22 protein-coding genes and 1 tRNA gene are annotated in these 19,623 nt (G+C 63.2%); 9 read left to right on the top strand and 14 right to left on the bottom strand.

The genetic code is table 11. The features are described 5' to 3' along the window. Nucleotides 1–69 precede the first annotated feature (69 nt). Both FQ746_RS18395 and FQ746_RS18390 read left to right on the top strand, forming a co-directional pair. A complete protein-coding gene (locus tag FQ746_RS18395; protein ID WP_144111489.1) occupies nucleotides 70–633 on the top strand; it encodes an acyloxyacyl hydrolase in 564 nt (187 codons plus the stop codon). Between the two features lie 43 nt (nucleotides 634–676). Continuing rightward, on the top strand, nucleotides 677–1,060 hold the full coding sequence (locus FQ746_RS18390; RefSeq protein WP_144111016.1) for a nuclear transport factor 2 family protein: 384 nt from the start codon (nucleotides 677–679) through the stop codon (nucleotides 1,058–1,060). Between the two features lie 66 nt (nucleotides 1,061–1,126). Here FQ746_RS18390 and ybiB read toward each other — a convergent pair whose 3' ends face one another. Further along, complete coding sequence (gene ybiB / locus FQ746_RS18385) at nucleotides 1,127–2,098, bottom strand: DNA-binding protein YbiB (protein WP_144111014.1); 972 nt, start codon at nucleotides 2,096–2,098, stop codon at nucleotides 1,127–1,129. Nucleotides 2,099–2,452: 354 nt separating this feature from the next. Here ybiB and FQ746_RS18380 point away from each other — a divergent pair, with 354 nt between their 5' ends. Both FQ746_RS18380 and maiA read left to right on the top strand, forming a co-directional pair. Beyond that, nucleotides 2,453–3,151 (top strand): fumarylacetoacetate hydrolase family protein, encoded by a 699-nt coding sequence (locus FQ746_RS18380; protein ID WP_144111012.1) that lies wholly within the window; start codon nucleotides 2,453–2,455, stop codon nucleotides 3,149–3,151. Between the two features lie 28 nt (nucleotides 3,152–3,179). Then, nucleotides 3,180–3,824 (top strand): maleylacetoacetate isomerase, encoded by a 645-nt coding sequence (gene maiA, locus FQ746_RS18375; RefSeq protein WP_144111010.1) that lies wholly within the window; start codon nucleotides 3,180–3,182, stop codon nucleotides 3,822–3,824. Nucleotides 3,825–3,895: 71 nt separating this feature from the next. Here the strand turns inward: maiA and ftsY are convergent, their stop codons facing one another. Beyond that, nucleotides 3,896–5,107 (bottom strand): signal recognition particle-docking protein FtsY, encoded by a 1,212-nt coding sequence (gene ftsY, locus FQ746_RS18370; protein WP_144111008.1) that lies wholly within the window; start codon nucleotides 5,105–5,107, stop codon nucleotides 3,896–3,898. Nucleotides 5,108–5,344: 237 nt separating this feature from the next. Between ftsY and rsmD the strand changes: the two genes are divergently transcribed. From rsmD to FQ746_RS18355, 3 genes are all read left to right on the top strand, one after another. Further along, nucleotides 5,345–5,959, top strand: coding sequence for a 16S rRNA (guanine(966)-N(2))-methyltransferase RsmD (rsmD, locus tag FQ746_RS18365; protein ID WP_144111006.1), 615 nt, complete (start codon nucleotides 5,345–5,347; stop codon nucleotides 5,957–5,959). A gap of 111 nt (nucleotides 5,960–6,070) precedes the next feature. Then, nucleotides 6,071–6,586 (top strand): pantetheine-phosphate adenylyltransferase, encoded by a 516-nt coding sequence (gene coaD / locus FQ746_RS18360; RefSeq protein ID WP_144111004.1) that lies wholly within the window; start codon nucleotides 6,071–6,073, stop codon nucleotides 6,584–6,586. Nucleotides 6,587–6,649: 63 nt separating this feature from the next. Continuing rightward, nucleotides 6,650–6,907, top strand: coding sequence for a YfhL family 4Fe-4S dicluster ferredoxin (locus FQ746_RS18355; protein ID WP_144111002.1), 258 nt, complete (start codon nucleotides 6,650–6,652; stop codon nucleotides 6,905–6,907). A gap of 67 nt (nucleotides 6,908–6,974) precedes the next feature. On the opposite strand, the gene hisC is transcribed toward FQ746_RS18355, so the two are convergent. The 8 genes from hisC to FQ746_RS18315 form a co-directional block, all read right to left on the bottom strand. Further along, entirely contained in the window at nucleotides 6,975–8,054 is a 1,080-nt protein-coding gene (hisC, locus tag FQ746_RS18350; protein ID WP_144111000.1) for a histidinol-phosphate transaminase, read from the bottom strand. 28 nt (nucleotides 8,055–8,082) lie between these two features. Then, nucleotides 8,083–8,688 carry an aminoacyl-tRNA hydrolase gene (pth, locus tag FQ746_RS18345; RefSeq protein ID WP_144110998.1) on the bottom strand — a complete coding sequence of 202 codons (606 nt, stop codon included), beginning with the start codon at nucleotides 8,686–8,688 and terminating at the stop codon, nucleotides 8,083–8,085. Nucleotides 8,689–8,848: 160 nt separating this feature from the next. Beyond that, a complete protein-coding gene (locus FQ746_RS18340; RefSeq protein ID WP_144110996.1) occupies nucleotides 8,849–9,466 on the bottom strand; it encodes a 50S ribosomal protein L25/general stress protein Ctc in 618 nt (205 codons plus the stop codon). Nucleotides 9,467–9,638: 172 nt separating this feature from the next. After that, a complete protein-coding gene (locus tag FQ746_RS18335) occupies nucleotides 9,639–10,595 on the bottom strand; it encodes a ribose-phosphate pyrophosphokinase (protein ID WP_144110994.1) in 957 nt (318 codons plus the stop codon). A gap of 45 nt (nucleotides 10,596–10,640) precedes the next feature. Beyond that, nucleotides 10,641–10,717, bottom strand: a tRNA-Gln gene (locus FQ746_RS18330). Nucleotides 10,718–10,768: 51 nt separating this feature from the next. After that, nucleotides 10,769–11,650 carry a 4-(cytidine 5'-diphospho)-2-C-methyl-D-erythritol kinase gene (ispE, locus tag FQ746_RS18325; protein ID WP_144110992.1) on the bottom strand — a complete coding sequence of 294 codons (882 nt, stop codon included), beginning with the start codon at nucleotides 11,648–11,650 and terminating at the stop codon, nucleotides 10,769–10,771. A gap of 85 nt (nucleotides 11,651–11,735) precedes the next feature. Beyond that, a complete protein-coding gene (gene lolB / locus FQ746_RS18320; protein ID WP_144110990.1) occupies nucleotides 11,736–12,368 on the bottom strand; it encodes a lipoprotein insertase outer membrane protein LolB in 633 nt (210 codons plus the stop codon). Then, complete coding sequence (locus tag FQ746_RS18315) at nucleotides 12,368–14,239, bottom strand: tetratricopeptide repeat protein (RefSeq protein WP_144110988.1); 1,872 nt, start codon at nucleotides 14,237–14,239, stop codon at nucleotides 12,368–12,370. Before FQ746_RS18315 ends, lolB begins: the two co-directional genes overlap by 1 nt. An 87-nt stretch (nucleotides 14,240–14,326) precedes the next feature. Between FQ746_RS18315 and mutM the strand changes: the two genes are divergently transcribed. Further along, on the top strand, nucleotides 14,327–15,157 hold the full coding sequence (mutM, locus tag FQ746_RS18310) for a bifunctional DNA-formamidopyrimidine glycosylase/DNA-(apurinic or apyrimidinic site) lyase (RefSeq protein WP_144110986.1): 831 nt from the start codon (nucleotides 14,327–14,329) through the stop codon (nucleotides 15,155–15,157). A gap of 6 nt (nucleotides 15,158–15,163) precedes the next feature. Further along, complete coding sequence (mutY, locus tag FQ746_RS18305) at nucleotides 15,164–16,288, top strand: A/G-specific adenine glycosylase (RefSeq protein WP_186310772.1); 1,125 nt, start codon at nucleotides 15,164–15,166, stop codon at nucleotides 16,286–16,288. Between the two features lie 30 nt (nucleotides 16,289–16,318). On the opposite strand, the gene FQ746_RS18300 is transcribed toward mutY, so the two are convergent. The 4 genes from FQ746_RS18300 to FQ746_RS18285 all read right to left on the bottom strand — a co-directional run bounded on the left by FQ746_RS18300 (nucleotide 16,319) and on the right by FQ746_RS18285 (nucleotide 19,497). Beyond that, nucleotides 16,319–16,954, bottom strand: a complete 636-nt coding sequence (locus FQ746_RS18300; protein ID WP_144110982.1) for an LON peptidase substrate-binding domain-containing protein — start codon at nucleotides 16,952–16,954, stop codon at nucleotides 16,319–16,321. A gap of 38 nt (nucleotides 16,955–16,992) precedes the next feature. Then, nucleotides 16,993–17,886, bottom strand: coding sequence for an RNase adapter RapZ (gene rapZ, locus FQ746_RS18295; protein WP_144110980.1), 894 nt, complete (start codon nucleotides 17,884–17,886; stop codon nucleotides 16,993–16,995). Beyond that, nucleotides 17,886–18,854, bottom strand: a complete 969-nt coding sequence (hprK, locus tag FQ746_RS18290) for an HPr(Ser) kinase/phosphatase (RefSeq protein ID WP_144110978.1) — start codon at nucleotides 18,852–18,854, stop codon at nucleotides 17,886–17,888. The genes rapZ and hprK overlap by 1 nt, the downstream gene beginning before the upstream one ends. A 127-nt stretch (nucleotides 18,855–18,981) precedes the next feature. Next, the gene (locus tag FQ746_RS18285; protein ID WP_144110976.1) at nucleotides 18,982–19,497 is read right to left on the bottom strand and encodes a PTS sugar transporter subunit IIA; all 516 of its coding nucleotides are present in this window, start codon (nucleotides 19,495–19,497) and stop codon (nucleotides 18,982–18,984) included. Between the last annotated feature and the right edge of the window lie 126 nt (nucleotides 19,498–19,623).

The following is a 19,623-nucleotide window of genomic DNA, read 5'->3' as shown; positions in this document are numbered from 1 at the left end:
TTCCAGTTTGTCTTTAAAATAGGGAAAACTGTTACAGATTGTTCAACTTTCGGCGAGTTCGGGGCTTTGATGGACAACAAAAAGAATGGCTTTCGTGGTCTGGCTCTGTCTGGCGCAATCGCCGCCCTCCTGTGCGCGGCCTCGGGAACGGCTTCAGCGGACCAGTTCGGGTTTCAGGTGACCGGCGGCACGGGTGATCACCACGTCAAGAAGCTCGATCTCGGGCTTGCGTGGGACCCGGATCTGACATGGTGGCAAATCGGCGCATGGCATTTCTCGCTGATCGGCGAGGCACATGCCGCCTGGTGGCATACCGATGAAGGCAATGTGCACGACAACATCGGCGAATTCGGTGTGACACCGCTCATTCGCTTCATCCGGGCGACGGGATCGGTCCGTCCGTTCATCGAGGCGGGCGTGGGGGTGCGACTTCTCACCAGCCCCCGCATCGCTTCCGACTACACCTACGCCACGGCGTTCCAGTTCACGCCGACTGCGGGTGTCGGGCTGCAGATCGGGAATCACCAGCAGTATCAGGTCGGCTACCGGTTCCAGCATATTTCCAACGGCGGTATCAAAGAGCCCAATCCTGGTATAAATTTCCACGAGCTATATCTGCAATACAACTTTTGATCACCGCAGCCGCCAACGGCCCGCCGGTGCAAGGGGCTGAGCGATGGCGGCAAAACTGATCGAAGCGATTCGCGGACTCGAGCGGGAGCGTTTTCGTGCGATGGTCGACGGCGACGCTGCCCTGCTCGACACACTGCTCGCGGACAACGTCAGCTACGTCCACACGAGCGGCAAGCGTGAGACGAAGCGGCAGTTCATCGACGGGATCAGCGGGGGCCGCCGGCGCTATCGTCAGATCGAGGTTCAGACCCAGGACGTGTTGCCGGCGGGCAGCGAGACGTGCGTCGTGACCGGCCGGGTGCTGATCGAGATGGAAACCAACAACGGAGCGCTGCTGTTTCCGATTGCCTATACGGCGGTGCATCTTCATCACGACGGGCAATGGCGGCTGATCGCATGGCAAGCGACACGCTGCGCGATCGAATGAGCTGGAAGGGCGGTCCTGACGGCCTGTCCAGGAGGGAATCGGCGGCCCGCTAGCCCGCGACGCGGTTCAGCCCGCTATTCTCGCCACATCGACGATCAATTCCACCTGCCTTTCAATCGCGCTCGGCACCGGCGCTTCGCCGCGCAGCACGGCGGCGATCCATAGCGCGGTGGTCGGCGCATCGCGCGCTTCGGGCAACTCCACCTCCGGCGCATCCGCCGACGAGCGTTCGTGCGCCACCAGCGTCTCGCAGACGCCGTCGTGCAACCAGTCCACCTGCACCTGGCGCCGCGTATCGGCGACCGCCTCGCCTTCAGTCCCACGCGCGAGCAATGCGCCGCCCGCGGCGGCGTCCAGGTGAGTGTTGAACAGTTGCGTCAGACTGTCCCGATAGGGCGGGTGCGTGTAATTCACCAGCCGTAATCCTGCCGGCGCAAACGGCTGCAAAATTTTCACCAGCGTATGCGTCGAGTTGCGCACGCCCATCCGCCGACGCAGCGACAGCAGCCGGGCGAGCTTCGGCGCCAGCACGTCGATCGGCGCGAAGGCCAGACGGCGCTCGGCCAGGCCGTCTTCGATCTCGGCATGCGCGCGCGCCTGCGGAATTCGCAGATGCGTGAAGATTTCGGCGCTGGTCACGCGGCCGGGATCTTCGGTCACGCCATGCACGAGCACCGGCACGCCTTCGCGCGCGAGCAGCAGCGCCAGCAGCGGCACCAGGTTCGGCTGCTTGCGCGCGCCGTTATAGCTCGGGATCGACACCGGCCGGAACGGGCCGTGAGGCGAGTGCACAGGGTCGAACGAAGCGTGTGCACCGCCGAGCATGGCCGCGAGTTCGTCGGCCGTTTCGCCTTTCACGCGATAGGCGAGCAGCACCGCGCCGAGTTCGAGATCGCCGACGCGGCCGTCGAGCATCGCGCTGTAAAGCTCGCGAGTATCGTCGGCGGTGAGTGCGCGCGCGCCGTTCGGGCCACGGCCGATTTCCTTGATGAAGCGGGCACAGGGGAAAGCGGAGGCGGAGTCGGGAGAGTCGGTCATCGGGCGCAAGTGGGGGCGGGCGACGGGTCGCGATCGGGAGATCGTGCGGCCGGCCACGGCATTCATGGGAAGCGGATCCACGTGAGTATCGCATCTCCAGCGGATCGGCGATTCGTTGGCGCGGCGCCGGGGGGCGCTGGCCGGGATCGGCGATCGGGCCGCCCTGCGCAGCCACGTGCCGGCTCACGCCCGGCTCACGCCCGGCTCACGCCCGGCTCACGCCCGGCTCACGCCCGGCTCACGCGCCGACTCGCACCCGACTCGCACCCGACTCGCGGGCACGCGCCTTTGCCGCGCGTTAAACTCGACGCTTTCCCGCCGCGCCGGTGGGATCCATCAATAACGGAGAACGGGATGAGTTACGTGTTTGCCCCGCCGGCAGTCGTCGCAGTGCCGGTGGTGGGTTCGAGCGAGCAATTCGCGGTGCGTCGTATCTACTGTGTTGGCCGTAATTACGAGGCGCACGCGCGCGAGATGGGACACGATCCCGACCGGGAACCGCCGTTCTTCTTCGGCAAGCCCGCCGACGCCGTGCTGTACGTCGCGCCAGGCGCCACCGGCGAGTTCCCGTACCCGTCGCAATCGAAAAACGTCCACTTCGAGATGGAACTGGTGGCAGCAATCGGCCAAGGCGGCCGGGACATTCCGGCGCAGAGCGCGCTCGATCACGTGTACGGCTACGCGCTGGGCCTCGACATGACGCGACGCGACCTGCAGGCGGAAGCGAAGAAACTCGGCCGTCCATGGGACACCGCCAAGGGCTTCGATCACTCGGCGCCGCTCGGCCCGATTCATCCCGTGGCGAGCGTCGGCCACGTCGGGCAAGGCGCGATCTGGCTGTCGGTGAACGGTGCTGAAAAGCAGCGCTCGGACGTGTCGCAACTGATCTGGTCGGTGGCCGAGACGATTGCGTATCTGTCGACGTTATTCGAATTGCAGCCGGGCGATCTGATCTTCACCGGCACGCCGGAGGGCGTCGGCGCCGTGGTGGCGGGCGATCTGATGAAGGGCGGCGTCGACGGTCTGGGCGAGCTCAGCGTGCGCGTCGTCTGAAGGACGGCATCGGAGGAGATCGAAAAACATGAAGCTTTATACCTACTTCCGCAGTTCGGCGTCGTACCGCGTGCGCATCGCGCTGAACGTGAAAAACCTGCCGTACGAGAGCTTGCCCGTGCATCTCGTGCGCGATGGCGGCGAGCAACTCAAACCCGAGTATCGCGCGGTGAATCTGGACGGCATCGTGCCGACGTTCATCGACGGCGAAGAGGCGTTGCCGCAGTCGCTCGCGATCATCGAGTATCTGGACGAGACGCATCCCGAGCCGTCGCTTCTGCCGGGCACGCCGGCCGATCGCGCTTATATTCGTTCGCTGGCATTGCAGGTGGCGTGCGAAATCCATCCGATCAACAATCTGCGCGTGCTGAAGTATCTGAAACACACGCTGCATGTGGACGACGATGCGAAGGACGCGTGGTACCGGCATTGGGTCGAGGCAGGCTTTGCGACGCTCGAGGCGCGGCTCGCAGGCAGCGCACGGACCGGCAAGCTCAGTTTCGGCGACACCCCGACGCTCGCCGACGCGTGCCTGATTCCGCAGGTGTTCAACGCGCAGCGGTTCAAGGTGGACACGGCGAAGTACCCGACGATCCAGCGTATTTACGATCACGCGATGCAGATCGACGCGTTCGCCAAAGCCGCGCCCGGCGCGCAGCCCGACGCGGAGTGACGCAGCGATGAATGAAAAGGGGCGCTCGAATGAGCGCCCCTTTTTTGTCGCAATCCCACGAGCGGGCGGACTTAGCTGCCAAGTAACGCGTCCGAAAATTCTTCCGCGCTGAACGGCTGCAAGTCCTCCACCTTCTCGCCGACGCCGATGAAATACACCGGAATCGGCCGCTGCCGGGCAATCGCCGCGAGAATGCCGCCCTTCGCGGTGCCGTCGAGCTTGGTGACGATCAGACCGGTGAGGCCGAGCGCGTCGTCGAACGCCTTCACCTGGGTGAGCGCGTTCTGGCCGGTGTTGGCGTCGATCACCAGCAGCACTTCGTGCGGCGCGCCGTCCTGCGCCTTGCCGATTACGCGCTTCACCTTGCGCAGTTCTTCCATCAGATGCAGCTGGGTCGGCAAGCGGCCGGCGGTATCCGCCATCATCACGTCGATCTTGCGCGCGCGCGCCGCGCCTACTGCGTCGAAGATCACCGCGGCCGGGTCGCCGCTTTCCTGCGATACCACCGTGACGTTATTGCGCTGGCCCCAGATGGCCAACTGCTCGCGGGCCGCGGCGCGGAACGTGTCGCCGGCGGCCAGCAGCACCGACTGGTCGAAACTCTGCAGATGTTTGGCCAGCTTGCCGATGCTAGTGGTTTTGCCGGCACCGTTGACGCCGGCGATCATCATGACGAGCGGCTGGGCGCGCCCGAGCATCAACGACTTTTCCAGCGGCTTGAGCAGGTCGATGAGCAGCGCGCGCAGTGCCGCTTTGACCTGTTGGGGATCGGACAGACGTTCGGTGCGCACTTTTTCGCGCAGCGATTCGAGCAGGAACTCGGTGGCGTCGACCCCGGCGTCGGACATCAGGAGCGCGGTTTCCAGCTCTTCGTAAAGGTCCTCGTCGATCTTCGTGCCGACGAAAATACCGGTCAGATTCGAGCTGGTTTTGGAGAGCCCCGTTTTGAGGCGCGTGAGCCACGAGCGTTTTGCGCCCGCGTCCTGCAGCGGCGGCGGCAGGATTTCAACGGATTCAATGGATTCGACCAATTCGACCGATTCGACGGCTTGCCGCTCGAGTTCTTCGTCGTCCGGCACGAATCCGTCCGGCTCGAATTCGGGCGCTGGAGCGATGGGAGCGGCGACCGGCGCGACGGGTGGCAGGGGCGCAAGAGGCGCAAGAGGCGCCGCCGGCGATTCGACGACGCGCTCGGGCGCCAGAGCTTCCGGCGCCGTTTGCGCTTCGTCCGGCGCGGTGTCGGACTCTTTCGAACCCTTGAATCGTTTGAAAAAGCTGAACATGTTCTGGCGTGGTGAGTGCGCGCGCCGATGCGCGCGGCCGGGACGGGCCCGGTGGGTGCGGCAGGCAGCGTTGCAATGCGGGATGCAAGGCGCTGGAAGCGGCACATTTTATCAGGCGCGCCGTCAGCCGGCCTATAGGCCGAACGGCCAGGCTGGACGCCCAACGCCCCTGTGGTAACGTTGGCGCTCCGATCTGCCCGTATCGAGGCCGGATTTCATCCACTTCATCGAAACTGCATGCCCCGTCACGCACCATCACGCGCCCATGGCGCTTCGTCCAAAGGCGGCAAGCCGCACGCCATCCGTATCATCGGCGGCGACTGGAAGCGCACTCCGTTACCCGTGCTCGATCTCGACGGCCTGCGCCCCACGCCCGACCGGGTGCGCGAGACGCTGTTCAACTGGCTCGGTCAGAGTCTCGACGGCCAGCGCTGTCTCGACCTGTTCGCCGGCAGCGGCGCGCTCGGCTTCGAGGCGGCTTCGCGCGGCGCGGCGCGAGTGGTGATGGTCGAGCGCAATGCCCGCGCGGCCCGCCAGTTGCGCGCCAATCAGGAGCGGCTCGCGGCACGCAGTATCGAAATCGTCGAGGCCGACGGCCTGAGGCTGGCGGCGAGCCTCGCGCCCGGCTCGTTCGACGTGGTGTTTCTCGACCCGCCATTCGACGGCGATCTGCTCGGCCGGGCGCTCGGCGTCGTGGTTCCGCTGCTGAGCCAGCACGGCTTTCTGTATGTCGAAGCCGGCGCCGATCTGGAGCTGGCCGGCAACGAGACGCTCGCCGGCTGGGAGATCGTGCGGCAAGGGAAGGCGGGCGCTGTCCACTTTCATTTGCTGCAGCGCGAAAATAAGGAATAATGCCCGTTCCAAAACAAGCGCCGGACGGTTTATCGTCACGTGCGCGGCCGGTGCCGACTGCGTCGCGTGGACGTTCGAGGCGCCCATTTGTCTGAAGAGAGGAGAAGTCTCATGGTAGTCGCCGTGTACCCGGGCACCTTCGACCCGCTGACGCGCGGTCACGAAGACCTCGTTCGACGCGCGTCGAGCATTTTCGACACGCTGGTGGTGGGCGTCGCGGACAGCCGCAACAAGAAGCCGTTCTTCACGCTCGAAGAGCGCCTCGACATCGCTCACGAAGTGCTGGGGCACTACCCGAACGTTCAGGTCATGAGCTTCAAGGGGTTGCTGAAAGACTTCGTTCGCAGTAACAACGCACGGGTGATCGTGCGTGGGCTGCGTGCCGTTTCCGACTTTGAATACGAGTTTCAGATGGCGGGCATGAACCGCTATCTGCTGCCCGACGTCGAAACCATGTTCATGACGCCGTCGGATCAATACCAGTTCATCTCGGGCACGATCGTCCGCGAAATCGCCCAACTGGGCGGCGATGTCAGCAAATTCGTGTTCCCGTCCGTCGAAAAATGGCTGACGGAGAAGGTCGCGGCGCTGGATTCGGATGGTGGTGCGTCGGCGGGCCAACCGTAACCGGCGTAAGCTGTCGGTTCGACGGATTAAAGCCGGCTGCGGCCGGCGTGAAGTGAGAGAAGTATGGCTTTGATGATTACCGACGAGTGCATCAATTGCGACGTGTGCGAGCCCGAGTGCCCGAACGACGCAATTTCGATGGGCACGGAAATCTACGTGATCGACCCGAAAAAATGTACCGAGTGCGTCGGCCACTTCGACGAACCTCAGTGCATTCAGGTGTGCCCGGTGGAGTGCATTCCACGCGACCCGGAACATCTCGAGTCGGCCGAAGGATTGATGGCGAAATACCACGCGCTGCAGGCGGCCAAGGCCGATTAAGCAGAGTCGGGTCTACAGGTGAACGGGTGATGGCGAGGCGCATGCCTCGCCATTGTTTTTTATGTGCCTAGATTGCGTTCCCGCCGATGATCTCCCGCAGCGCGCGCAGCAGAACGTCGCATTCCGCGTCGGTTCCCACCGAGATTCGCAGATGCTGATCGATTCTCGGCGCCTTGAAATGGCGCACGAAAATCTCCCTTTCCCGCAGTTGCGAGACGAGCGTCGCGGCGTCCTGCCCCGGATGCCGGGCGAACAGCAGATTGGCCGCCGAGGGCACCACGTCGAAGCCCAGCGCCGTCAAGCCAGCGGCCAGCCGCTCGCGGCTCGCGATCACCTTCGCGCAGGTGTCGCGGAACCACGCGTCGTCTTCATAAGCGGCGATGGCCGCGGCTTGCGCGAGCCGGTCGAGCGGATACGAGTTAAAGCTGTCCTTCACGCGGTTCATGGCGTCGATCAGCGACGCATGACCAAACGCGAAGCCCACCCGCATCCCCGCCAGCGAGCGCGACTTGGACACCGTCTGCACGACCAGCAGATTCGGATAACGGTCGATCAGCGCAACCGCCGATTCCGCGCCGAAATCCACGTAAGCCTCGTCGATCACCACCACCGAGTCCGTGTTGCGGGCCACCAGCCGCTCGATTTCCGCGAGCGGCAGCGGCCGGCCAGTCGGCGCGTTCGGGTTCGGGAACAGCACGCCGCCGTTGGGCGCGGCGTAGTCGTCGACATTGATTGCGAACGCCTCGTCCAGCGCAACGGTCCGGTAATCAATCTCGAAAAGTCGCGCGTAGGTCGGGTAGAAGCTATAGCTAATATCGGGAAACAGCAGCGGCTCGTCGTGTTTGAGCAAAGCCTGGAAGGCGAGGGCCAGCACTTCGTCCGAGCCATTACCAGCAAACACCTGCTCCGGTCGAATACCGTGATACGCGGCGACCGTTTCGCGCAGCTTGAGCGCGGTGGGATCGGGGTAGCGCCGCAACGCTTCACCGCCTTCGCCGAGCGCTTCGCGTATCGCGTCGAGCACCCGCGGCGACGGCGCATACGGATTTTCGTTGGTGTTCAGCTTCACCGGATGCGCGACCACGGGCTGTTCGCCCGGGACATACGGCGTCAGGCGGTGGACGATGTCACTCCAATAACGGCTCAAGCGATTCTCCAAGGGCGGCGTGGATGCTTTACGGATTGTTGCGATGCAACTGCGTCATGGCCCGCTCCAGCTCGCCCTTGATGATCTGCGGCATCACGGCGAGCGCGCGCTCGGTGGACGCGTCGATCACTTCCTGCTCTTCGCGGCGCGGCGGTTTCAGCACGTAGTTGGCGACGTCCGGTTTGGCGCCGGCGCGTGCGCTTTCTGGAATCAAATCGCGCGGATGGCCGATGCCGATTCGCAGCCGCCAATACTGTTGCGAAGAAAGGTGAGCGGAGATGTCCTTCAAACCGTTATGGCCGCCGCTGCCGCCGCCGAGTTTCAGCTTCACGCTGCCGGGCGGCATGTCCAGCTCGTCGTGCGCGACCAGAATCTCGTCGGGCAGAATCTTGAAGAATTGCGCCACCGCGACGACCGACTGGCCCGATCGGTTCATATACGTTTGCGGTTCGAGCAGATGCACTTCTTCGCCGTGCAATCGCGCTTTCGCGTAAAAACCGTGGAAGCGCCGCTCGTCGCGCAGCGTCGCGCCGGCTTCGCGCGCCAGTTGATCGACGAGCCAGAAACCGGCGTTGTGGCGTGTCGCGGTGTATTCGGCACCCGGGTTGCCGAGTCCGACGATCAGCTTGATCATGATTGAATGGGTCCGTCTGGGCAGGCTGCCAAAAGCGGCCTCGCCGAAGTAACCAGAAAAAACCGAAAAAAAACCCGCCGGGGAGAACCTCGGCGGGTCACATTGACCGTTTCATTCAAACGGATCGAGAGGATTGCTTGCCTGAAGCGGCTCGGCTAGCTTATGCAGCCGGCGTTTCGCCTTCAGCAGCAGCGGCGTCGCCTTCGGCGATTGCGCCAGCCGGGATCGTTGCAGCAGCAACCACCGGGTTTTCAGCGTCGACGTGAGCAACCAGCGTCACACCTGCCGGCAGCTTCAGATCCTTCGCGTGAACCGATTGACCAGCTTCGATGTTCGCCAGATCGACTTCGATGAATTCCGGCAGTGCCGACGGCAGGCACTCGACTTCCAGTTCATTGATGACGTGCGAAATGACGGCGCTCGACAGCTTCACAGCCGGGTTGCTTTCCTGATTCAGGAAGTGCAGCGGCACCTTGGTGTGCAGCTTCTTCTTCGCGTCGACACGTTGGAAGTCCACGTGCAGCACGAGCTGACGGAACGGATGGTATTGCACGTCGCGCAGCAGAACCTGTTGCGACTTGCCTGCCACTTCCAGTTCGAGAATCGACGAATGGAAAACTTCTTTCTTCAGCGCATGCCACAGTGCGTTGTGGTCCAGTTCGACCAATTGCGTTTCAGCACCAGCGCCATATACGATGCCCGGGGTCTTGCCCGAGATACGCAGGCGGCGGCTCGCACCCGTACCTTGCAAAGAACGCTCGAAAGCGACTACTTTCATGTTGAATCTCCAATGCACTGCCCGCGACCAGGCAGTAAAAACGGGGCCTGCAAGCCAGTTGGCTGAGGCCCCAGAGCTACGGCACGAACCTTCGTTCGCTCGTGCCGGTCTTGCAAAACGCGGCGCCGGGTAGTTCGAACTGCGTCTACCTGCACCGCGCTTCTACAAAGTCTTAACTTTCGGCAAACAGCGACATGACCGAGTCGCCGCGGCGGATACGCGAGAACGTTTCGGCCAGCAGACCTGCGCTGGTCAACGAACGGATTTTCTTGCACGAGCGGGCTTCTTCGCCGAGCGGAATGGTGTCCGTCACGACCAGTTCGTCGAGTGCCGACGCTGCGATCCGCTCGCCTGCACCACCCGACAGAACCGGGTGGGTGGCGTAAGCGAAAACCTGCTTCGCACCGCGTTCTTTCAACACCTGAGCGGCCTTGCACAGCGTGCCTGCGGTATCGACCATGTCGTCCATGATCACGCAGGTACGGCCGTCGACTTCACCGATGATGTTCATCACTTCGGCAACGTTCGCCTTCGGGCGGCGTTTGTCGATGATCGCGAGATCGCAATTCAGTTGCTTGGCGAGAGCACGGGCTCGCACCACGCCGCCGACGTCCGGCGAAACGACCAGCAGATTCTCGTAGTTCTGCTTGCGCAGGTCGCCGAGCAGCACGGGCGTCGCGTAGATATTGTCGACGGGGATGTCGAAGAAACCTTGAATCTGGTCGGCGTGCAGATCCATCGTGATGATCCGCTCGACGCCGGCGATTTCCAGCATGTTCGCCACGATCTTCGCCGAGATGGCGACGCGCGCCGAACGCGGGCGTCGATCCTGACGGGCATAGCCAAAGTAGGGGATAGCTGCGGTGATCCGGCCGGCTGACGCACGCTTGAGCGCGTCGACCATGATCATCAGTTCCATGAGGTTGTCGTTCGCCGGTGCGCACGTGGACTGCAGGACGAAGACGTCTTTGCCGCGCACGTTTTCCTGAATCTCGACCTGGATTTCACCGTCCGAGAAACGGCTGACCATTGCTTTGCCGAGGGGAATACCGAGGATTTTGACGACTTCCTGTGCAAGCGCAGGATTTGCGTTGCCAGTAAAAACCATCAGGCCGTCATGGCTGCTCATCGTGCACCTACTTGAGGCTGGGGGCGAGGGAATTGCGAGAATTTTTGGCAGGGGAGGAAGGAGTCGAACCTTCGAATGCCGGAATCAAAATCCGGTGCCTTAACCAACTTGGCGACTCCCCTACACAACTTTGAGCTTCACCGAACGTGGAGTTTCGTTCGACGACGCAAAACTTATGACGCGAAAGCAAAGAGTGGATGCTGATCGAGACTGGCTGTTACTGCACTATTCCAATCACCGGGCAGTTTGGCTTGCGCCGCTTCTGCTTCCGCCCGACTACGAAATGCTGCGAATACACTTGCACCTGACCCAGACATCCGCGCCGGCGCGATGTTCTCAAACCATCGCAGCACTTGCGCTACTTCCGCGTATTTTCCTACGACAACCTGCTGCATGTCATTACGGCCAAAACTTTCCGGCCATTCAGTGTTGCAGCTAAGCTCTGCAGGAAAGTCCGTAATTATGAGTGGCTTTGAATCTCTTGTCAACGCTTTTTCGGAGAAAATCGCTGCAGTCGGAACCTGAACCCTCGGCGTCACTACCAGGAAATGACGCGGCGGCAATTGTACAACGTCTAAAGCCTCTCCGACACCCTGCGCAAACGCATTTTTTCCGAACACAAAGAAAGGCACGTCGGCACCGAGTTTCAATGCCAGCGCCTGCAGTTCCAGGCGTGGCAAGTCGAGCCCCCACAAGCGGTTCAAAGCCAGCAGCGTCGTGGCGGCGTCGGAGCTGCCACCGCCGAGTCCCGCGCCCATCGGCAAGCGCTTCTCGATTTCGATGTCGACACCCTCGGGCGAGCCCGTATGCGTTTTCAGCAATGTCGCCGCGCGCACCGTGAGATCGTGCTCCGGCGGCACATCGGCGATCTCCGTGCTGCGTGTGATCAGGCCGTCGTTGCGTCGCGTGAAGTGCAGCGTGTCGCCCCAGTCGAGTAGCTGGAAGACGGTTTGCAGCGTGTGATAACCATCGGCGCGGCGGCCGGTGATGTGCAGGAAGAGGTTGAGTTTCGCCGGCGCGAGGCAATCGCGCAGCGAGTCGGTCGTTTCGATCATGATTCTGGCTACATGCGCCACGGCGGCGCCGAAAAGCAAAGGCCGCGCATCGCATCGCGGTGAAGCTGCACTGCGCAAACGCGCATTACTGATTCAGCACGAGTTTGATATCGAGCGCGGGATCCGAGCGGCTAAGATTCATGCGTTTCACGCCGTTGGCCGGCGCGTCGGCATACGCGACGTAGTCGATCGTCCAGCCGTCCTGCGTGATCTGCTTCAGACGCGAAGGTTGCTCCGGGTCTTTTTCGGTTTTGGCTCGCGACGTCGGTGCCGGCGAAGGCTGCAGCCAGTAGCGCAAACCTTCGACAGGCAACGCGAAGCCGAGCGCATTCTGCATCAGCGTGGAGACGTTGTCGGCGGTGAGCGGCTGGCGGTTCGGCAGTTCGAGCGTGGCCGAGGCCGGCGACGAGGTCACGACAGCCAGCGTCTGGCCGAGCGGATTACGCAATTGCAGCGTGACCGTATCGCCCGACTCCTGCCATGAGAAGTTGCCATAAGCATTGCGCTGCTGACCGTTCTGATCGTTGTACTGGATCGCGAACCGGCCTTCATACGCACGGCTGGTCTGCGTGGTGACCGACGTCGCGGCATTCGACGTGGACGGTCCTTGCGGCTTGACCGACGCACAGCCCGCCAGCGCCAGCACAGTCGCGGCCGCGACGCCGAGCACCGCGCCACGCGGCGCCCGGGGAACGAAATACAGGTTCGGGAAGCGCATTAAAGATCGTTTACCTGAAGACGTTGCAACGTTTTGACGAGCGTGTCGTTATCCGGTTCGAGCTTGCGTGCGTCGCGGAACGCGGCACGCGCCTGATCCTGATCGCCGCTCTTCCACAACACTTCACCCAGATGCGCGCCGATCTCGGCGTTCGGCTGCAGGTCGTACGCCTTGCGCAGCAGCTTGATCGCGTCCGGCGTATCGCCCAACCGGAATTTGACCCAGCCGACGCTGTCCATGATGAACGCGTCGTTCGGTGCGAGCGCCGCCGCCTTCTCGACGAGCTGGTCGGCTTCCGGCAGACGCTGGTTACGATCGGCAAGCGAGTAGCCGAGCGCGTTGTAGGCCTGCGGATTGTCCGGCTGCGTCTGGATGAGCTTGCGCAATTGCGCTTCCATCACGTCGTAATGGCCGGTTTTCTCAGCGGCCATTGCGTAGTCGTAGGCGAGGTCCGGGTCGCCGGGAAACGCGGCGGTGGCCTGTTGCAGGCGCGCTTCCGCTTCCGGGTAACGCTTTGCGTCGAACAGGATGGCCGCGTCGGTACGCACGAGCAAAGCCTCGTCACGCGGATCGGGCGACTGCAGATTGGCCAGCAGCTTGCGCGCGTCGTCGACCCTGCCCTGCTTCGCGAGCAATTGCGCACGCGTGATCTGCGCGGCCATGTATTGCTGGCTGGTGGGGGGAATCTTGTTCAGCCAGTCGTTCGCGGCGGCTTCGTTCTTCTGTTCCAGCGACAGCTGCGCCAGATAGATATACGCCTGACCCGGATCGGCGCCCGGCGTCTTCTCCGCCTGCTGCGCGTACTGCGTCAGATAAGTCTGTGCCGCGGGATAATTCTTCTGCTGAATCTTGATCAGCGCGAGCGCCATCAGCGGCGTGAGGTCGTTCGCGTTGTCCTTGTGCATGGTCTCGAACTGCTTCTGCGCGTCGTCCAGGCGATCGCTCGCCAGGTACATCTGCGCCAGCGCAAGACGTGCATCGTGCGACTTCGGATTCTGCTGCACGTACTTCTCGAGCGAGGCGATGCCTTCCTTGCGCTCTTCGGGACCCATCTGCGACAGCATCAGCGCGGCCGGCAGATAGTCGGGCTTGAGCGTGAGCGCCTGTTCGAGCGACTTGCGCGCGCCGGGTGCGTCGTCGGCGACGATTTGCTGACGGGCGATGGCGAGTTGCGCTTCCGGACGGTTCATGTCGTCCTTCAGCAGATCTTGCAGCACATGCAGGCCACCGACGCGATTCGGCCCACGCGAAATGAGCAACTGCAACGCGAGCAGCGCGTTGCCGCGATTGCCGGCCGGCACCTTCGTAAGTTCGCGAGCGAGGATCGGCTTGGCGTCGTCGGGCTTGCCCGACAGCACCAGCAGCGAGGCGTCGAGCTGTGCGGCGCGTTCCGATTCCGGCGCATACTGCAGCCACAATTGCGCGGCGGCTAGCGCGTCGGTCGGGCTTTGCGCGGCCAGGGCGATTTCGGTAGCGCGTTGCGCCATACGCGGGTCGTGCGTATCGCGTGCAAGGGCGAGGTAGGTTTGATAGGCGGGCGCCGGCTGGTTGCGTTGCAACGCAACCTCAGCGGCGAGCACCTGGAAGACGATCTGACTGGATAGCTGCACGCCGGGTAGAGACTTCTGGTCTTCCGCCGATGCGGGCCCGAGAGGATCGGGCAGCGTGACCGAGGTATCGTCCGAATCCGGCGAGGGGTCCTGCGCATGCGCGGGCACGGCGGCCAGCGCCCAGACGGCGAGTACCGCTGCACCGAGCACGCGACGGGCCGAAGAATTGGCCGATGCAGCCAACGCAGCGTGCGGCGCATGTGATGCCGGGAATGCGCTAGCCGGGCGCTTCGAAAACAGCTTCACGAAGGACAGGTTCATGGAAATCCGTTCAATGTTTCGGTCGATTGTAACGCGCTCGCTACAATACGCGCACAACCACTCACGCAAGTTGCAGACCAGTTAGACATGCCAGAGTTGCCAGAAGTTGAGGTTACCCGACGGGGAATCGAACCCTACGTGTCCGGGCGCAAGGTCGAACGTGTCGACGTACGCGCGCCGGCCTTACGCTGGCCGATTCCAGCCGACCTTGCCAACACCTTGCGCGGACACGTCGTGCGTCGTGTCGGGCGGCGCGGCAAGTATCTGCTATTCGAAATCGACGCGGGCTGGTTCATCGTGCATCTCGGCATGAGCGGCACGTTGCGGGTGCTGCGCCATGTGCCGCATCCGCCGGCCGCGGCGAAACACGACCACATCGACTGGGTCTTCGACGAATTCATTCTGCGTTATCGCGATCCACGGCGGTTTGGCGCGGTGCTCTGGCATCCGCGTGAAGCCGGCGACGTGCTCGGCCACCCGCTGCTCGCGAATCTCGGCGTCGAACCGTTTTCACCGGCGTTCACCGGTTTGCTGATGCATCGTCTCACGCGCGGGCGGAAAGTGTCGGTGAAGCAGGCACTGCTGGCCGGCGAAATCGTGGTCGGCGTCGGCAATATCTATGCATCGGAAAGCCTGTTTCGCGCGGGCATCCGGCCGACGACCGCGGCCGGCCGCGTGTCGCTCGTACGTTATGAGTTGCTGGCCGACGCGGTGCGCGTGACGCTGGCCGCTGCGATCGAGAAGGGCGGCAGCACGTTGCGGGATTTCGTCGGCAGCAACGGCGAGAGCGGTTACTTCCAGCTCGATTATTTCGTCTATGATCGCGCCGGGTTGCCCTGCCGCGTCTGCGCCACGCCGATCAAACAGATCGTGCAAGGGCAGCGCTCCACGTATTTCTGTCCCACCTGCCAGCGTTGATTGCCGATGCCTTCCCGTCTCACTCCGTCTACTGCGCCTGACAAGCAGGCTTTCCCGGCCATGCCCGACTTCGCCGGGCGCCTGATTGTCTGGCAACGCCAGCATGGCCGGCACGACCTGCCGTGGCAGAACACACGCGACCCGTATCGCATCTGGCTGTCGGAAATCATGCTGCAGCAGACCCAGGTGTCGACGGTGATTCCGTACTACGCGAAATTCCTCGCGCGCTTTCCGACCGTGGCGGCGCTCGCCATCGCGCCGGTCGACGACGTGATGGCGTTGTGGGCCGGCCTCGGCTACTACACGCGGGCTCGTAATCTGCACCGCTGCGCGCAGGCCGTGCTCGAACAGCACGGCGGTGCGTTTCCTGCGTCGGTGGAGGCGCTGGCCGAGTTGCCGGGCATCGGCCGCTCGACAGCAGCGGCAATCGCGTCGTTCGCGTTCGGCGCGCGCGCGACGATTCTCGACGGCAACGTGAAGCGGGTGCTGGCGCGCGTCTTCGGCGTGGTGGGTTTTCCGGGCGAGAAGAAAGTCGAGAACGCGATGTGGACGCTGGCGGAATCGCTGCTGCCGTCGAACGCGTCGGATGAAGACGTCGGCGCCTACACGCAGGGACTGATGGACCTCGGCGCCACGCTTTGCGTGCGCGGCAAGCCGGACTGCCTGCGCTGCCCGTTCGCGCCGGACTGCGTGGCCAACGTGACGGGGCGTCAGCGCGAGTTGCCGACGTCGCGGCCGAAGAAAACCGTCCCGACGCGGCGCACGTGGATGCTGGTGCTGCGCGACGGCAATGCGGTGATGCTGGAAAAGCGTCCGCCGTCGGGCATCTGGGGCGGTCTGTGGAGCCTGCCCGAAGCCGCCGACGAAGCGGCTTTGGCCGACCGCGCATTGGTGTTCGGCGGAGAGGGCGCGCGCGAGTCGCTATCGCCGCTCGCGCCGCTCACACATGTGTTCACTCATTTCAAACTGGATATCGAGCCGCGTCTTGCAGAACTGGATCCCAAAGTGGGAACGCTCGCCGCATTGGGCGACGCGGATACCGCATGGGTCGCGTTGAGCGAGCTCGATTCGTTCGGTGTGCCGGCGCCGGTGCGCAAACTGCTGGATGGTTTGCAGGGCTCGCTGATCTGAGCGTTAACTTCCTAGTTTCAACGCCGGCGCTTATAACAACTGATGCTGCTGCATGTAGTGATGAACCGCGTCGATCCGTGCGCCGGCATCCTGCAACTCCATCAGTTTTTGACGGGCGCGCAGCGCGATCGGCAAGACTTCGGCGAGCCGGTTCGACACCCACGACGGATCGTCCAGCCGGAACGGCTCGGCGAACGGCAGGCCGTCCGCGTCCCGTTCGCGGATCGTGGCGATGATGCGTTCGAGCACTTCCGAACACGCGCCGAACTTCGCCAGTTGCTGGTCGCCTTCGAGCGGCTGATCGTCGCCGAGCGCTTCGGCCATTCCCACCAGCAGGCCGTCGCTTTCCACGCGATGCGACAGCAGCCGGAAGCGTCGCGTGCCGCGCGCGCGAATCAGCAGCATGCCGACGGTTTCCACGTCGCATTCCTCGATCTGGGCGAGGCAGCCGATTGTTTCGGGCACCGAAGGCTCGTCTTCACGCGCCACTTCCGCACCGCTTTTCAGCATGCAGACGCCGAACGGCGCGTTCTCGCGCAGACACGCGCGCGCCATATCCAGATAACGCGCTTCGAAGATCTTGAGCGGCAACAGGCCGTCGGGAAACAGCACGGTGTGCAAGGGGAACAGCGGCACATCGGCAAGCACAGGCGAGGTAGAAGACATGGCGCAACGCTCGGGTTGAGGCCGCGCAATGCGGCCGGTTAAGCCACTAACTTCGACGACAGACCGACATCGACGGGGGCATCGCGATGCCGCACGATCACGTTCGACGACGACGCGAGGCGCACGGCCAGCGTCTCGGCAATGAACACCGACCGGTGCTGACCGCCCGTGCAACCGATTGCGACCGTCAGATAACTCCGATTGTCGTCGCGGAAATGCGGCAGCCACTTGGCCAGAAACTTCTCGATGTCGTCGATCATTTCATGAACCACCGGCAACGCGTCGAGAAAATCGATGACGGGTTTGTCCAGACCGGTCAGCGGCCGCAATTCATGATCGTAGTACGGGTTGGGCAACGTGCGTACATCGAAGACGAAATCGGCGTCGAGCGGCACGCCGCGCTTGAACCCGAACGACTCGAACATCAGCACGAGGCCGGAGTCCTTGTGCTCGATGAAACGTTTGACCCAGGCGCGCAAGACGTTGGCGCGCAGGTCGCTGGTATCGATCTGATGGCCGAATTCGGCGAGACCCGCGACCAGTTCGCGCTCGCGTTCGATCGCCTCGGCGAGCGACGTGAGCAGGCCGACGTCCGCGTCGTGCGCGGTCGAGCCCGATAGCGGATGGCGGCGGCGCGTTTCGGAGAAGCGCTGGATCAGCGACTGCGTGCTGGCGTTCAGGAACAGGACCCGCACGTCGTGTGCGCGGGAGAGGTCGCGAATCATGGCCGGCATTTCGTCGAGCGAAGCGCTCGAGCGGGCGTCGATTGCGACCGCGAGACGCTCCTGGCCATCGTCGGCGAGGTAGGTGGCGAGTTGCGGCAAAAAGCGCGGCGGCAAATTGTCGACGCAGTAATAGCCCGCGTCTTCCAGCGCGTTCAGTGCGACGGATTTACCGGAGCCGGAGATGCCGGTGATCAGGATTATTCGCATCAGATCAGCTTGCCGGGAAACTGGCTGTCGGGGTCCTGCATGGCGAGGCGCTGACGATCCATGAAGTCGCGCAACGTGTCGATTCCGCGCAGTTGCAGGATCGTGTTGCGCACGGCCGCTTCGACCAGCACCGCGAGGTTGCGGCCGGCCGCGACCTGGATCGTGACCTTGCTGATGGGCAGGCCGAGCACGTCGACGGTTTGACTTTCGAGCGGCAGACGCTGGAATTCGCCATCGGGACGGCGCACCAGTTGCACGATCAGCTTGAGTTTCATCTTCCGACGGACGGCGGTTTCGCCGAAAATCGTTTTGATATCGAGCAAGCCGAGGCCGCGTACTTCGAGCAGGTTTTGCAGGAGCGGCGGGCAACGGCCTTCGACGAAATCCGGGCCGAGGCGCACGAAGTCGACCGCGTCGTCGGCCACGAGACCATGGCCACGGCTAATCAGCTCCAGGCCGAGTTCGCTCTTGCCGAGCCCCGAATCGCCGGTGAGCAACACGCCCATGCCGAGAATATCGAGGAACACGCCATGCAGCGTGGCGCGCGGTGCGAGGATGCGCGACATGTAAAGGCGCAGGCTGTCGATGACCGCGGCCGGCGACATCGGCGTGGTGAACAACGGCGTGGACGAACGGGTGCAGCGCAAAACCAGTTCGGGAGGCGCCGCGACGCCGCCTGCGACCACCAGGAACGGCGGCTCCAACGCGATCAGCTCGGCCATGTGGCGCGAGCGGTCCTCGTCGGTCTGGCGTTTGTAGTATTCGGTTTCGGCGTCGCCGAGAACCTGGATGCGGTTCGGGTGAATCAGGTTCAAGTGGCCGACGAGGTCGGCGCTCGACGTGGCGTTTGCGACCGACTCCGCAGAAAAGCCGCGCTCCCAGCCTTCATGCCCCGTCAGCCAGCTTAGTTTCAGCGTGGCGGCGTTGTCGTCGAAAATGCTCTGGGCGTTGATGCTGGACGTATCCATGAGTCAGTGACTCCAGTGTGGACCGCGTGTCTGGCAAAGAGGCGGCCGCGCTAACGCGGGCCGCCCGCCGTGCTGGACGATACCCGCTTGCTGGCGGGTAACCGGCGTGCGGATAACCGCCGATGCATCAAGGTTGCCACTGAGTGAGCAGGCGATGCAATGCTTCGGGGTCTGCTTCCGTGTGTAGCCGCTCGCGGGCTTCGCGATCCGACAACAGCTGGGCAATTTCCGAAAGTATTTCCAGATGCTGCTGGGTGGCCTGTTCAGGCACGAGCAGGAAGATCAGCAAGGAGACCGGCTGACCGTCGGGCGATTCGAAGGGAATGGGATCGGCCAGACGGACGAACGCGGCAAGCGGATGCTTCAGGCCTTTGATCCGGCCATGCGGAATCGCGACGCCTTCGCCGAGCCCCGTCGATCCGAGGCGCTCGCGCGCAAACAGATTGTCAGTGACCGTGCTGCGACCGATGCCGTTCTGGTTCTCGAAGATCAGGCCCGCTTGCTCGAATACACGCTTCTTGCTGGTGACCGATAGTCCGATGACGACGTTCTCGAGGGGAAGAAATTTGGCTAAACGATTCATGTTGACAGGCGAAAACGTGGCCTGGATTCTCCTCGCTGGGGCGTTTGAGTGGCGTTCCATTCGTATGATGCCCACGGCGACCGTGAGAACTAACTTGACCCCGATGGTAACCGGAACATTATAGAACAGGGTAGCTACGGATGGTGCGGCGCGCCATCGATGCGATATGGGTTTTTCAAAACATGC

Source organism: Paraburkholderia sp. BCC1886 (assembly GCF_900996245.1).
Lineage (GTDB): Bacteria > Pseudomonadota > Gammaproteobacteria > Burkholderiales > Burkholderiaceae > Paraburkholderia.
Note: the sequence above shows the minus strand (reverse complement) of the source record. Positions and strands in the feature narration are given on the sequence as shown.